Origin of the sequence: Gluconacetobacter entanii, assembly GCF_003206495.1 — a bacterium.
Taxonomy (GTDB): Bacteria; Pseudomonadota; Alphaproteobacteria; order Acetobacterales; family Acetobacteraceae; genus Novacetimonas; species Novacetimonas entanii.
In genome coordinates this window covers 1-13,732 of record NZ_NKUF01000019.1, presented here as the reverse complement: position 1 = coordinate 13,732, position 13,732 = coordinate 1, and the positions used below count along the sequence as shown (strand labels likewise).

At 59.1% G+C, this 13,732-nt stretch carries 11 protein-coding genes and 3 pseudogenes; 9 read left to right on the top strand and 5 right to left on the bottom strand.

What is annotated here, in order from left to right:
• Positions 1–54: 54 nt before the first annotated feature.
• Positions 55–1,032, bottom strand: a complete 978-nt coding sequence (gene trxB, locus CFR72_RS09650) for a thioredoxin-disulfide reductase (RefSeq protein ID WP_110913753.1) — start codon at positions 1,030–1,032, stop codon at positions 55–57.
• Positions 1,033–1,189: 157 nt separating this feature from the next.
• Here trxB and CFR72_RS09645 point away from each other — a divergent pair, with 157 nt between their 5' ends.
• The 3 genes from CFR72_RS09645 to CFR72_RS09635 all read left to right on the top strand — a co-directional run bounded on the left by CFR72_RS09645 (position 1,190) and on the right by CFR72_RS09635 (position 4,460).
• Entirely contained in the window at positions 1,190–1,660 is a 471-nt protein-coding gene (locus CFR72_RS09645; protein WP_110913791.1) for an Lrp/AsnC family transcriptional regulator, read from the top strand.
• Positions 1,661–1,806: 146 nt separating this feature from the next.
• Positions 1,807–2,877 (top strand): glycosyltransferase family 2 protein, encoded by a 1,071-nt coding sequence (locus tag CFR72_RS09640; protein WP_244182244.1) that lies wholly within the window; start codon positions 1,807–1,809, stop codon positions 2,875–2,877.
• A complete protein-coding gene (locus tag CFR72_RS09635; RefSeq protein ID WP_341865263.1) occupies positions 2,874–4,460 on the top strand; it encodes an ArnT family glycosyltransferase in 1,587 nt (528 codons plus the stop codon). The genes CFR72_RS09640 and CFR72_RS09635 overlap by 4 nt, the downstream gene beginning before the upstream one ends.
• Positions 4,461–4,506: 46 nt before the next feature.
• On the opposite strand, the pseudogene CFR72_RS18045 reads toward CFR72_RS09635, so the two are convergent.
• The 3 genes and pseudogenes from CFR72_RS18045 to CFR72_RS09620 form a co-directional block, all read right to left on the bottom strand.
• Positions 4,507–4,656: pseudogene (locus CFR72_RS18045) on the bottom strand (response regulator); the annotation flags it as partial.
• A 41-nt stretch (positions 4,657–4,697) separates the two neighbouring features.
• Positions 4,698–5,201, bottom strand: coding sequence for an NUDIX hydrolase (locus CFR72_RS09625; protein ID WP_110913749.1), 504 nt, complete (start codon positions 5,199–5,201; stop codon positions 4,698–4,700).
• An 88-nt stretch (positions 5,202–5,289) separates the two neighbouring features.
• On the bottom strand, positions 5,290–5,691 hold the full coding sequence (locus CFR72_RS09620) for a hypothetical protein (RefSeq protein ID WP_244182241.1): 402 nt from the start codon (positions 5,689–5,691) through the stop codon (positions 5,290–5,292).
• 198 nt (positions 5,692–5,889) lie between these two features.
• Here CFR72_RS09620 and guaA point away from each other — a divergent pair, with 198 nt between their 5' ends.
• Entirely contained in the window at positions 5,890–7,500 is a 1,611-nt protein-coding gene (guaA, locus tag CFR72_RS09615) for a glutamine-hydrolyzing GMP synthase (RefSeq protein WP_110913748.1), read from the top strand.
• 502 nt (positions 7,501–8,002) lie between these two features.
• Here guaA and CFR72_RS09610 read toward each other — a convergent pair.
• A pseudogene (locus CFR72_RS09610) lies at positions 8,003–8,781 on the bottom strand (IS5 family transposase).
• A 131-nt stretch (positions 8,782–8,912) separates the two neighbouring features.
• On the opposite strand from CFR72_RS09610, the gene CFR72_RS09605 reads away from it, so the two are divergent.
• The 5 genes and pseudogenes from CFR72_RS09605 to CFR72_RS09590 all read left to right on the top strand — a co-directional run.
• Positions 8,913–9,236: a P-loop NTPase family protein gene (locus CFR72_RS09605; RefSeq protein WP_167400347.1), complete on the top strand. Its 324-nt coding sequence runs from the start codon at positions 8,913–8,915 to the stop codon at positions 9,234–9,236.
• Between the two features lie 54 nt (positions 9,237–9,290).
• Positions 9,291–9,485 carry a hypothetical protein gene (locus tag CFR72_RS09600; protein WP_110913746.1) on the top strand — a complete coding sequence of 65 codons (195 nt, stop codon included), beginning with the start codon at positions 9,291–9,293 and terminating at the stop codon, positions 9,483–9,485.
• Positions 9,486–9,848: 363 nt separating this feature from the next.
• Positions 9,849–10,628 carry a type I restriction enzyme HsdR N-terminal domain-containing protein gene (locus CFR72_RS17810; protein WP_208630001.1) on the top strand — a complete coding sequence of 260 codons (780 nt, stop codon included), beginning with the start codon at positions 9,849–9,851 and terminating at the stop codon, positions 10,626–10,628.
• 51 nt (positions 10,629–10,679) lie between these two features.
• The gene (locus CFR72_RS09595) at positions 10,680–13,247 is read left to right on the top strand and encodes an N-6 DNA methylase (RefSeq protein WP_208630000.1); all 2,568 of its coding nucleotides are present in this window, start codon (positions 10,680–10,682) and stop codon (positions 13,245–13,247) included.
• A 73-nt stretch (positions 13,248–13,320) separates the two neighbouring features.
• A pseudogene (locus tag CFR72_RS09590) lies at positions 13,321–13,632 on the top strand (transposase); the annotation flags it as partial.
• Between the last annotated feature and the right edge of the window lie 100 nt (positions 13,633–13,732).

Sequence of the window (13,732 nt, the reverse complement as noted above, 5' to 3'; positions counted from 1 at the left end):
AATTTGCCATTTGTTATGACGTTCTGGCTGTGGTGAAGGAAATACCAGAGCAGGTCAAGAACTATGGCCAGTTTGTGACGGATTTTCTGCTAAAAACCGTTCGGCTTCCAGCGCGGCCATGCATCCGGTACCCGCCGCCGTGATGGCCTGGCGGAAGATCTTGTCCTGCACGTCGCCCGCCGCGAACACGCCCGGGATAGAGGTGCGGGTACTGCCCGGCGTGGTGGTGATGTAGCCATCTGCGTCGATATCGATCTGCCCCTTGAACAGGTCGGTGTTCGGGCTGTGGCCGATGGCGACGAACACGCCGTCCGTCTCCACGGTGGAGGGGGCGTTCGTCACGGTATCGTGAACTTCGATGCTGGTGACGACCGGCGGCGTGCCCGATCCGATGATGCGGTCGACCGCCGTGTTCCACATGACCGAAATGCGCGGGTTGGCAAACAGGCGGTCCTGCAGGATCTTTTCCGCGCGCAGCGTGTCGCGCCGGTGGATCAGCGTCACATGGGTTGCGTGATGGGTCAGGTAGAGCGCTTCCTCCACCGCCGTGTTGCCGCCGCCGATGACGACCACACGCTTGCCGCGATAGAAGAAGCCGTCACATGTCGCGCAGGCGGACACGCCACTGCCCTGGTATTCCTGCTCCCCCGGGATGCCCAGCCAGCGTGCCTGCGCGCCGGTGGCGATGACGATGCTGCGCGCGAGGTAGATGTCTTCCGAATCCCCCACGGCCCGGAACATGCCCGTCTGCGCATCGCGCGTCAGGCTGCATGAGACGATGATGTCATCCATCAGCTTCGTGCCGACATGTTCGGCCTGCGCCGCCATCTGCATCATCAGGTCGGGCCCCTGCACGCCCTTGGCGAAACCGGGATAGTTCTCGACATCCGTCGTGATCATCAACTGCCCCCCCGGTTGCAGTCCCGCGACGAGGATGGGGGACAGGCTGGCGCGCGCGGCGTAAATGGCGGCCGTGTATCCGGCGGGGCCTGCGCCGATGACAAGCAGGTCGGTGGTATATGTGTTGGGCATGCGATCAGAACCGGTTGGGTCAGTGGTGACGGTGGAACGATGATGGGAATGGTATGATCGTCCACTGGCGTGAAGGCAAGGGTTGCGGTAGGAGAGGCGTCATCATCGCATATCGGGACAGGATAACGATCCCGGCGGAAATATGATTGAAACGTGCATGGCGGAACGGATGACGGAACTCGACGCGATTGACCGGCGGATTGTTGCCGAACTTCAGGCCGATGGACGCATGACGAATGTCGAACTGGCCCGCCGGGTGGGCATCTCCGCCCCGCCATGCCTGCGTCGTGTCCGGCGTCTGGAAGAGGAAAAGGTCATCCTTGGCTATCACGCGCAGACCGACGCGGCGAGCCTTGGCTGGTCGATCACGCTGTTTGCCCTGATCGGCCTCGACAGCCAGAAGGAGGCGATCCTTTCCGCGTTCGAGGCGGAAATTTCGGCATGGCCCGAGGTCCGCGAATGCCACATGATCCGTGGCGGGGGCGATTTCCTTGTCCGTCTGGTGGCGCGCGATGCAACGCATGAGAATACGCTGACGCGCCGCCTGACCGAAGCGGCCCATGTGGTCCGGGTCCAGACGCTGCAGACCATCCTCAGCAGCCTGGAACGGCCGGGCGTGCCGGTCTGATCGCATCGTGGCGGGCGCATGCACGGGTCATGGCCTGCCGGAAGGATGGGCATTTATGTCGGGGGCTGGTGTTGAGGACTGACGGTCAGGGGTCAGTCGGGCCGGAAGCCGTCGGGCGGGAATCCTGCCGGCCGCCGCGGGTCAGCATCGTGGTGCCCTGTTATAACGAACGCGACAATGTCCGCCCGATGGTGGAGGCGCTCGACCATGCGCTGGCGGGGCGCGCGTGGGAGGTCATTTTCGTCGATGACAGTTCCCCCGACGGGACGATTGACGTCGTGCGTGACCTTGCGGCGCATGATGCGCGGGTGCGCGGGATCCTGCGACTGGGGCGGCGGGGGCTGTCATCCGCCGTGATCGAGGGAATCCTGTCGTCGTCCGCGGGAATTGTCGCGGTCATGGATGGCGACATGCAGCATGATGAACGCTGCCTTGGCCAACTGCTCGATGCCATTGAAACGGGGGGGAACGACATCGCCATCGGCAGCCGCCACGTTGCGGGCGGCGATGCGGGAGGGCTTGCCAACAGCTGGCGGCGGATGCTGTCGGATGCGGGGATACGGGTGGCGCGCAGGTTCATGCCCGTCAAGGTCAGTGACCCGATGAGCGGCTTTTTCGCGATCCGCCGCACCCTGTTCACCGCGACCGCGCCCCACCTGTCGGGGACGGGGTTCAAGATCCTGATCGATATCGTCATGTCGGCGCCGGTGCCCATGCGCGTGGCGGAGATCCCGTTTGTCTTCCGCAGCCGTGCTGCGGGCGAAAGCAAGCTGGATTCGGTCGTCCTGATACAGTTCGCCGCCATGATGCTCGACCGGCTGTGCCGGGGCTATCTCCCGGTGCGGTTCATCAGCTTCTGCTTTGTCGGGCTGCTGGGGATTGGCGTCAACCTTGTGGTGCTGTCGGTCCTTCTGGAATGCGGGGCGGATTTTTCACTGGGGCAGGTGGTCGGGACCTATGTGTCGATGATCGTCAATTTCTGGCTGAACAACAGGCTGACCTATCGTGACTTCCGCCTGAAGGGGGCGGCGCTGGTGCGGGGGCTGTGCCTGTTCGTGCTGATCTGTTCGATCGGCGCGCTGGCGAATGTCGGCGTGGCGCAGATGATCCTCAGCAGCGGGCCGCGCCACTGGACCAGCGCCAGCGTGGCCGGGGCGGCGATTGCCGCAGTCTGGAACTATGCCGTGTCCTCCACCCTCATATGGAAAATCCGGTGACGTCGCTGCGTTCATGGGGCTGGCTGCTGGGGGTGACTCTGGTCCTGCGACTGGTCCTTGGCTGGTACCTGCCCGTTTCCCCGGACGAGGCCTATTACTGGGTCTGGGCCCATGCGCCCGCGACGGGATATCTGGACCATCCGCCCATGGTCGCCCTGTGGATCCGTGCCGGATGCGCGCTGTTCGGGGATGGGGGCGCGGGCATCCGCTGGATCGGGACGATGGCCGCCATGGCCGCGATTCCCTTTCTGGCGCAGGCGATCCGCGACTTTCATGCGCCATCCCCCGAAGCCGTGGGGGGTGCGGCGCGGGCAGGCGTGATCCGTGGCGTCGCTCTTCTGCAGGCGACGCTGGCGATGGGGGTCAATGCGGTGGTCATGACCCCCGACACGCCGCTGCTGTTTTTCACGACACTGATGCTGTGGGCGGTCGGGCGGTTGATGGCGACGGGCCATGCGCGCTGGTGGCCGGTATGCGGGGCGATGCTGGGACTGGCATTCGACAGCAAATATACCGCCGTCCTGCCCGGCGCGGGCATTGTGGCGTGGCTGCTGCTGCATCGTGCGGGACGCGCATGGCTGCGTCGTCCCGCGCCATGGGCGGGCGCGCTGGTGGCCGTGGCCGTCATCTCGCCCGTGATCTGGTGGAACGCGACCCATCACTGGGCCAGCCTGCTGCGGCAGGGGGGACGGGTGGGGGACTGGCACGCGGGACGCGCGCTCGGCTTCCTTGGTGAACTGGTCGGTGGTCAGGTGGGGCTGGCGACGCCGGGGATCTTCGTGCTGTTCCTGGCGGGGGTGATGCTGGTGGCGCGCAATGCCCGGCGCGTGCCGGCGCAGGGCGTGCTGCTGTGGATGATCGTGGTGCCCACGGCCGTGTTCGTGACACACGCGCTTGGCGACCGGGTGCAGGCGAACTGGCCCGTCATCCTCTATCCGCTGCTGGCGGTCGCGGCGGCGCAACTGACATGGAAGGGGTGGAAGCCCGCCGTGGCGCTGGGGGGTGTCCTGTGCGCGCTGGTATTCATCCAGGCCGCGTTCGAACCCCTGTCCCTGTCCGCGCATACGGATGTCATGCTGCGGCAGGTGGGGGGATGGCCCGGACTGGCGGACGAGGTGGAAGGACGCGCCATGCCGGGGGATTTCGTGACCGCTTGCGATTATGGCACGGCATCCGAACTGGCGCTGTACCTGCCGCGCCGTGCCGTGGTGGGGATGGAGCCGCGATGGGCGCTGTTCAACCTGCCGCATGGGATAAGGGGGGAGGGGCTGATGCTGTGCAATCCCCGGCGCACGTTCGACCGGCGGTATTTCGCCACCGTCGAACCCGTGGGCAGCATAACCCGCCACGGACGTATCCGCGATGCCGAAAGGCTGGATATCTATCGTGTGCGCATGAACGATCCCGTGCCGCCGGACCTGCTGCCGGACATCGCCATCCTGTCGCGCGACCTTACGGCGGTGACGCAGGCATCCGGGCCGCAAGGCAGGACTCAAGCTGCGCCATCAGCGCCTTCATGCGGAACGGCTTGCTCAGCCCCGGAAGGTCCGGATGACGGCCCAGGCGGTCCGGATCGCCACTGATGACGATGACCGGCACATCCTTCTCCCGCAGGGCCGCGATCACCCCGTCCGGCGCGCCATCAGGCAGCGTCAGGTCCACCAGTGCTGCATCGAACGTGGCGTGGGACAGCGTGTCCATCGCGCTGGCCACGCTGGGGCATGAGGTTACCTGAAGGCCCGACGCCTCGATGACGGTCAGGAGCAGGTTCGCGATCATTTCCTCGTCTTCAACGACAAGGACGCGGCGGCTGTGCTGTGTCATGTGTCTGTTCCTCCGGTCGCCGGAACCCGACTGTCTCCACGATGCTGCGTCGCATGGGGCCACGCGATGACCCCGCGCGGCGACAGCGCAAGTTCCCCCAGTTCCAGCAGTCCCTTGCTGAAGAGGGGGGGATTGTCACGCACTTGTGACATGTCGAACCATCCCACATCGCACGCATCGTCCCCCGCTCGCAGGGTATCGCCACCTGTATCAAGGCATTTCACCGCCACGATCAGGTAGTGGAAGCGCAGGACGCCACCTGCATCACGGTCGATGAGGTCAAAGGCCGTCAGCGGCCCCTGCGCCGTTGTGACGAAGCCCGTCTCCTCCTGCAGTTCGCGCTCGGCGGCGTGCATGAAGCTTTCCCCGACATTGATGCGGCCGCCGGGAAAGCCCCACAGCCCCTGATCCGGGGGATTGCGCCGTTGCACCAGCAGCAGGCGTTCGCCACGCGTCACGATTGCGAGCACCGCACCGGAAATTGTCGAAATCCCAGACATGCGGGGATTATAGCGTCCGGCACGGGCAAAAGACCATGCGCGGGCAGGGTATGGGTGATGCCTATTGCGTGAGGGTGTTGTGCGATCCCTAATGCGGGCGGGTCAGCACGATATGGGCGCGGCAGCGTGGCGTACCATAGGTGCCCACGATCGTGTCACCCTCCGGATGGGCCTCGAACACCATCGGGAACGGCTTGCTGCCGGGCGGGGTCAGGAGGGCCTGCAGGTGGTAATGCTCGTGCTGGGGGTCGGGCTTGCCACGCAGCGCGATCGAGCCGTCGGCAGGGGTGAAGGTCGTGCGTTTCTCATCCACCTGGAAGGTGGAGGGCGCGCGCGTTTCCTCGCACGTGCCCTGATCGGCCACCAGCGTGCCGGTCCACAGCCCGAGCGGGTCGTGCCGTGCATCCGCGGCGTACACCGGCGCGGGCGAAAATATTGCGGCGCCCGTGGCCGCCATCAGGAAAAACAGACCGGCATGCAAGGTTTTCATGTTGCAACCATGTGATTTCGCGCGAAAAAAAATCAAGGTGCGAAGATGGCCCAATATGCCCGCAAGCCCACTTATTCAGCCGACATGCATAATGATGTTGTGCTACGTCGTCTGGCAACGCATATCCGACAGCAGTAACGCCAGCCCGGCAGGGGCCGTGCCCGTTGCATGCGTCATGCCGCGACCGAAAGAGTGAGAATGAGCGAGAGTGTGAAAGCATCCCAGATCGACAGCGCAGGAGAGGTCCTGGAAGAGGCCCTGCACGAAGACCGGATCCTGATCCTTGATTTCGGCAGCCAGGTGACCCAGCTGATCGCGCGCCGCGTCCGTGAAAGCGGCGTGTACTGCGAAATCTGGCCCTTTTCCAGTGACGAGGCGAAAATACGCGCCTTTGCCCCGAAGGGGATCATCCTGTCCGGCAGCCCGGCAAGCGTGCTTGACGAAGGCGCGCCCCGGATCCCGGATGTCGTCTTTGCCCTCAATGTGCCCGTGCTGGGGATCTGCTATGGCCAGCAGGCGATGTGCCTGCAGCTTGGCGGTAAGGTGGAGCATCACGAACATCGCGAATTCGGCCGCGCCCATATCGAGATCGTCAAGGACTGCGCCCTGTTCCGCGGCACATGGGCACGTGGCAGCCGTGAGCAGGTGTGGATGAGCCATGGCGACCGCGTCACAAAGCTGCCGCCCGGTTTCCAGGCCGTCGCCGTAAGCGAGGGCGCGCCCTATGCCATCATCGCGGACGAGGGACGGCGCCTGTATGGCGTGCAGTTCCATCCGGAGGTGGTCCATACGTCCCATGGCGCGGCGCTGCTGCGTAATTTCACCCATGATGTCGCGGGATGCCGTGGCACATGGACCATGGCCGGTTTCCGCGACATGGAAATCGCGCGCATCCGCGAACAGGTCGGCAAGGGCCGGGTGATCTGCGGCCTGTCGGGCGGCGTGGATTCCTCGGTCGCGGCAGTGCTGATCCATCAGGCGATCGGCGATCAGTTGACCTGCATTTTCGTTGATCCGGGCATCCTGCGCGCGGGTGAGGCGGACGAGGTCATCAAGACCTTCCGCGACAGCTTCAACATCCGCCTGATCCATCGCGATGCGTCGGACCTGTTCCTGTCCGCGCTGGAGGGGGTGAGCGATCCGGAAATCAAGCGCAAGACCATCGGACGCCTGTTCATCGAAGTGTTCGAGGAAGAAGCCGCCAAGCTGGGCGGGGCGGAGTTCCTGGCGCAGGGCACGCTGTATCCCGACGTGATCGAAAGCGTCAGCTTCACCGGTGGACCGTCCGTCACCATCAAGTCGCACCACAATGTCGGTGGCCTGCCTGAACGGATGAAGATGAAGCTGGTCGAGCCACTTCGCGAACTGTTCAAGGACGAGGTCCGTGCCCTGGGCCTGGAACTCGACATCCCCGAGGCGATCGTCGGACGCCACCCGTTCCCCGGACCGGGGCTGGCCATCCGTATCCCCGGTGCGATCACGCGCGAAAAGCTTGCGCTGCTGCGTCGTGTCGATACGGTCTTCCTTGAGGAGATCCGCGCGGCAGGGCTGTATGACGCCATCTGGCAGGCCTTTGCCGTGCTGCTGCCGGTGCGGACCGTCGGCGTCATGGGCGATGGGCGCACATATGACTACGCCTGCGCGCTGCGTGCCGTTACCAGCACGGATGGCATGACGGCCGACGTCTATCCGTTCGACATGGGCTTCCTCAACCGTGTTGCAGGCCGCATCGTCAACGAGATCCGGGGCATCAACCGCGTGACCTACGACATCACCTCCAAGCCGCCGGGGACGATCGAGTGGGAATGATTCCCAAGGGGTCCTGAATTCCCTCCCAGAACTTGTCCTAACGTGCTGAAATAGAAAGTTAATGTCGTCGTCTGCTATTGCAGACTATCGATGTGCACAGGTTGGTTTTGACGGTATGCGTGACGGACCTCGTCAGGCCTGTCAGTCGGGAATTGTGTGAATACCGTCATGGGCAGATGGGCCTGTGACGGTATTTTTTTTACAATAATACTTTGTAAACAGATGTTTTTTGCCGAAAATATTATTGTGAAGGCGCGGAATTTCCATTGAATACTGTGTCAGAAGGGTAAAACCAAGTTCGTGATGTCCGCTTACGCCTATTATAAGACATTACGAGCCACATTGATTGATAGATTAAAAGCGGAGCAAACGCGCTTCCGTAACACCGTTGCAAAAGCAAGGTTGCGTCGTGGTCGCAATTTCGACTAACCGAAAAAAGGAGGGGGTTTGAGCAACTGTCGAGGACAATGGACTGGGTCTCGATGCTCAAAACTAGGGCCTGTTAGACCTTGATATAGTCTGCAGTAGCAGCGATGAGGATGATGGAGAAGAAAGATGCGGCGGTCTTCTCGTATCAGGTTGCGATAGCCCGCCATTCCTTGAGCCTTGCCCACAGATTTTCGACCAGATGCCGGTGCCTGTATGTCCATTTTGGACAGACGACTTCTGGATCATTTTTTCCTTGGCGGGATAACGGGACGGGCTCCGTGGTTCCAGAGATATTCACGGAATTTGTGAGAGGCATACCCGCGATCGCAGACGACATAGATCGGTGGGTATGGCAGACCGTCAAGCTGGGCGTAGGCACACGGTAATTCGTGCGCCTGTCCAGGTGACAGCGTGAAGGACAGTGCCCTGCCATGACTGTCCGCAGCTACGCAGACCTTGGTGCCAAATCCTCCACGTGAGCGGCCAAGAGCTTCACGATCCTTTCGGCGTTCTCTGAGCCCCCTTTTTTAGCTGCCCCGGCCGCCTTGTGATGGGCACGGATTGTCGTGCCATCAAGAAAGACCATGCCCAGGGCCTGATCCCCATCTTTGACTTTGTCAAAGAGGCATTGCCATACACCGAGCTTCGACCATCGAATGAACAACTGCGCTGCAATCCATCATGGCTAAACTCAGGTGGCAAGGCACGCCATTTCGCACCGTTCTGATGACGCCAGAAAATCACGGATATCGTCCGCCGAAGGTTCTTCGGTGGGGTCTTGCCCTTCGGAAGGACTTCCTCGATCAAAGGCTCCCTGACAGACCAAGCCTGATCAGAAAAGACAGACTGCATCATGCTCATCATAAACAGCTATGCAGCCCGGGTTGTCATTCAAGGCCTAACAGGCCCTAGTCGATACACCGGGTCTGTTCGGTTTCAAGGAAAAGGGCATCGAAAGCGGCAAGGCTGAAGCCTATCGGGAAATGACACGCAAATATGTCAGTGAGGCCGATCTTCTTCTGTATGTGCTCAATCCTTCCAACCCCATAAAGGAAAGTCATAAGGAAGAACTAAACTGGTTATTCCGCGATCCGAACCTGTTGCCACGGACGGTATTCGTTATCGGTAGTTTCAACCAAGTGGCAAATCTTGAAGATGAAGGTGATTTCGCTAAGAAACTTGGCATAAAGAAGGACAATGTTGTCCAGCGCCTGAGGGATCTTATTAATCTTACGTCAGAGGAAGTCAGATCGCTTTCGATCGTGACTGTCTCAGCCAATCCGTTTGACGAAGGCCACGAACACTGAGTAGAGCATCCGGACAGATTCCGTAAACTGTCGCGCATATGGGCGCGGGATGATGTGATTCAGGAAGTCTATGCGCAGGCGATCGCTGCCCGGCTGCTGGTCCATGAACTGGATGCCAATGAAGGACGGCCGCCACGGCAGTTTGAACCGTTGCCGTCCTATCCTGCTCCGCCTGTCGAACCAGTGGATCGGGACGAGGCGATGTCCATGCAGACTGTTGAGGACACGCATCTGGAGCGGCACTGGTGAGCCTGTCAGACATAATACGGGACAGGTCCAGAAGGCTGCGTGTTATGGATGGTCACTGTGGAGGGCATTCCTTGTGTCCCGCAGTTCCAAACCTGTTGGCGCGCTACAGACGTTAGAACGCATACAGCAACTGTCCATTAAACGGTGGTTTTCTGGACGTCGCTGGGCTGCATGCTAATGAACTGCCAGAAGCACCTTAATCTGTTAAAATACCCATCAATTTTTCAACGTCCGGTAACTGTCAATGAATCAACGGATCGGCTATGTCTTCCTTGAGGTCTTCGGCAACAAGGAGACGACGATCAATTGTACATACATCCGCCTTTTGAAAGCCGGCCACGAATAAAACAGGACTAGAAACTAATGCTGACGCAGGCCAATTTGGCTGACCTTCTCAATACCCTCGGTTTCAAAGAGAAAGGTGGGGTGCATCGAAAACAGTTTGGTTCCGCTATCCTCGAGGTGAATTTCGCCAAGAAGGAAATCACTTATCCAGAAGCTGCGGGTCTGATTATTAATGAACGGCAAACGTGCAACTTCGACGCCAACGAAAATTTTGTTGTGCTCGAATGCGTACACCGTCTGCTGGAAAAGGGCTACAAGCCTAGGCACATCGAACTTGAGCCCAAGTGGAAACTGGGCCGCAGTGCCAGCGGCGGACGCGCCGACATCCTGATCAAGGACAACGATGGCCGGCCCCTACTAATCATCGAATGCAAGACAGCTGGGACCGAGTTCAAGCGTGCTTGGAACAAAACTCTACAGGACGGCGATCAGTTGTTTAGCTACGCGCAGCAAATCAGCGAAACCCAGTTCCTGTGCCTGTATACCTCGGACTTGGATGCAGATGCGGTCAGTTACACCAGTCACATCATCGCGCACCGCGACAACGAAAAATACCTGGCTGACAATCCGCTGTTCAAAAGCTTCAAGTCAGTCACCGATGTGAAAGAACGGTATGCCGTCTGGCGTGACACCTACAAGTTCGATTACACAACCAAGGGCATTTTCGAAGAAAACATTCAGCCGTATCATATTGGCAAAGACAAATATTCGTTGGTCGATTTGCACACCATCTCGGCCAGCGATCAGCAGAAGAAGTACCACGAGTTCGCCACCATCCTGCGCCAGCACAACGTATAGGGCCGTGAAAATGCCTTCGATAAGCTGGTCAATTTGTTTCTGTGCAAGCTGGTGGATGAAATTGAAAACCCATCCGACCTGAAGTTTTACTGGAAGGGTGTGGCCTACGACACTCATTTCGATCTGATGGACCGTCTGCAGCAGTTGTATCAAGCGGGTATGGGTAAGTTTCTCGGCGAAGACATCACCTACATCAACCAAGGCGACGTCAACAACGCACTTCGATTTATCAAGCAAAACCCGGATTCCACGCAGCGGGCGGTGTGGAATCTGTTCATTCAACAGAAGTTTTTTACCAATAATGATTTCTCGCTGATCGATGTTCACAACGAAAAGTTGTTCTACCAGAATGCCGAGGTGCTGCTGAAGATTCTGCAAATGTGGCAGGACATTCGCCTGACCGACCCGCACGGCCACAACCAGTTTCTGGGCGATATGTTCGAGGGTTTTCTCGACCAGGGCATCAAGCAGAGCGAGGGGCAGTTTTTCACTCCCATGCCGATCTGCCGCTTTATCGTGATGAGCCTGCCGCTGGCCTCACTCGTCCAGCGCAGCGCCGTACCGCCCAAGGCCATCGACTACGCATGTGGAGCAGGCCACTTTCTCACCGAGCTGGCCTTGCAGCTCAAACCCTTGGTGGAAACGCATCAGCCCGAAGCAGACCTCGCCGCGTATCACAGGGCTCTGTATGGCATCGAGAAGGAGTATCGCCTCTCCAAGGTCGCCAAGGTATCGGCATTCATGTACGGGCAGCAGGGGATCAATATCTGCTATGGCGACGGCCTGATCAAGAAGCACGAGGCATTTCCGCATATCAAGGACGAAAGTTTTGACCTGCTGGTCGCCAATCCGCCTTACAGCGTGCGCGGCTTTCTAGAAACCCTGCCCGAGGAAGAACGCAAGGCCTACACCCTGACCGAGACCATCAACGATCTCGAAACTTCCAACAGCATCGAAACCTTTTTCATCGAGCGCGCCAAGCAACTACTGCGCGCCGACGGCGTGGCCGCGATCATCCTGCCATCCAGCATTCTGTCTAACGGCGGCAGCGCCTACATCCGCACCCGCGAAATCCTGATCCAGTATTTCGACATCGTCGCCATTGCCGAATTCGGCAGCGGCACTTTCGGCAAAACGGGCACCAACACCGTCACCCTGTTTCTGCGCCGCAAGAAAACCGCGCCGGACACCGCTGCGCACTACCGCGAGCGTGTGGAAGAATGGTTCAAGGGCTGCGATGCCAGCAAGCGCAAGCAGGTCATCTATAAGGATGAGCACTTGATTGCCCGCTACGCCGAACACATCAATGTGCCTATGGAGGATTACAAGACCCTGCTCAAGGGCGACCCAAACGGCGCATGGACTGCACACCTGGAGGCGGTCTACTTCGAAAAATTCAACAGCAGCACCGAGGTCACCAATCTCTACAAGGCCAAGTGGTTCAAGGCATTGAAGTCGGAAGAGCAGGCCGCCGAGGTCGAAAAACGCTATCTGGCCTTCGTTCAGGCTATCGAGCGCGACAAGCTCTACCACTTCGTGATGGCTTGCGATCAGCCGAACCCTGTGCTGATCATTCGCAGCCCGACCAAGACCAAGGCCATCAAGCAATTCCTTGGCTATGAATGGAGTTCCGCCAAGGGCGACGAGGGCATCAAGCTCATCAAGGATGCCTGCGGACGGCATCTCACGCCGTTGTATGACGAAACCAGCCGGGACAACACCGGGAAGCTCAATTTCAGTATTGCGGCGAATTTCAATGGCACGCTGGCGGCCATCCCGGCGACTTTACAGGACGTGGCGCGAATGGCTCCTTTGGTGGAGATGCTGGATTTCTCTCGAGCCCTCTTCGAAAAGCAGATTAACTTGGCGATCAAGGGAGGTGCAAAAGTCGTATCCAAGTGGCCAATTTCTCCATTGAGTACCTTGGCTGAAATACGAAAGGGCACATCAATTACCCAGAAAAAGGCTGTCCCCGGAAGCTATAAAGTCATTGCTGGGGGTATGACGCATGCTTACACGCATAATACTTTCAATCGCCCAGCTAACACGATCACCGTCAGTGCCTCAGGTGCCAGCGCGGGCTATGTAGCCTTCTGGAATGAACCAATTTTCGCATCCGATTGCACTACGGTGCGTGGAGCAGATTATGAGCATACGAAATATCTCTACCATGTGTTAAAAAGTCGGCAAGGCGAAATTCAGGCGGCTTCGAGTGGTGCGGCGCAGCCTCATGTTTATCCAAAGGATCTTGAGGCCCTACAGATTCCACAGCCTGACCCGACCACACTGAAGAACATTGTTTCTGAGTGCGGGTCGATTGACGATGAGGTCAACTCTTCACGCGACACGTTTGAGAATGCCTTGGCCCGCATTGATGTGGAAGTCGCCAACATTTATGTATCTTCAGTTGCACATTTAGAAATCGGCAAACTCGCCATCCACATTCAGTACGGTCTGAGCGAAGCCATGAACGACGGCGGCGTTGGCTACAAGATTTTCCGCATGAACGAAATCATCCGTGGCCGGATGGTTGACAACGGCAGCATGAAGTGCGCCGACATCAGCACTGAGGAGTTTACCAAGTACAAGAGAGGTGGTCCCGGATTTTTGGACAGATGATTAAGCTATAATCCGACCTGAAACGGCCCCGGTTTTCGGTGGCGCAGCTACGCATGGTACTGGAGCTTAACCGGTCTGGTGTTCTGATATTACCTACATCCCCATGAGATGAGGTTTTCTCTATGTCGTGGCGATCATGGACTGGGCAACGCGCAGGGTTCTGGCCTAGCGTCTGTCGAATATGATGGACGCTAGGTTCTGCATCGAGGCGCCCAAGGAAGCACTGACACGCTACGGTTCACCGGATATTTTTAATACCGACCAAGGTTCGCAATTCATGACGCCCTGCGTCTGCGAAGTATTGGAGTAACATCAGATCCGCATCAGCATGGACGGCCGAGGCCGGTGGCTGGACAATGTCTTCATCGAGCGTCTGTGGCGGTCACGAGACTGTGTAGAATTTTGTGCGGTGGCACTTTTTCAGGCCATTGGGAAACGATCATCGAACATGATGGCGAGCTGGCATCTGACAGCATACCATTCGC

Bases quoted from the DNA above. Each gene is read 5' to 3' on its own strand.
- trxB (WP_110913753.1), bottom strand. From the start codon at position 1,032: ATGCCCAACACATATACCACCGACCTGCTTGTCATCGGCGCAGGCCCC.
- CFR72_RS09645 (WP_110913791.1), top strand. From the start codon at position 1,190: ATGGCGGAACGGATGACGGAACTCGACGCGATTGACCGGCGGATTGTT.
- CFR72_RS09625 (WP_110913749.1), bottom strand. From the start codon at position 5,201: ATGTCTGGGATTTCGACAATTTCCGGTGCGGTGCTCGCAATCGTGACG.
- CFR72_RS09620 (WP_244182241.1), bottom strand. From the start codon at position 5,691: ATGAAAACCTTGCATGCCGGTCTGTTTTTCCTGATGGCGGCCACGGGC.
- guaA (WP_110913748.1), top strand. From the start codon at position 5,890: ATGAGCGAGAGTGTGAAAGCATCCCAGATCGACAGCGCAGGAGAGGTC.
- CFR72_RS09605 (WP_167400347.1), top strand. From the start codon at position 8,913: ATGACACGCAAATATGTCAGTGAGGCCGATCTTCTTCTGTATGTGCTC.
- CFR72_RS17810 (WP_208630001.1), top strand. From the start codon at position 9,849: ATGCTGACGCAGGCCAATTTGGCTGACCTTCTCAATACCCTCGGTTTC.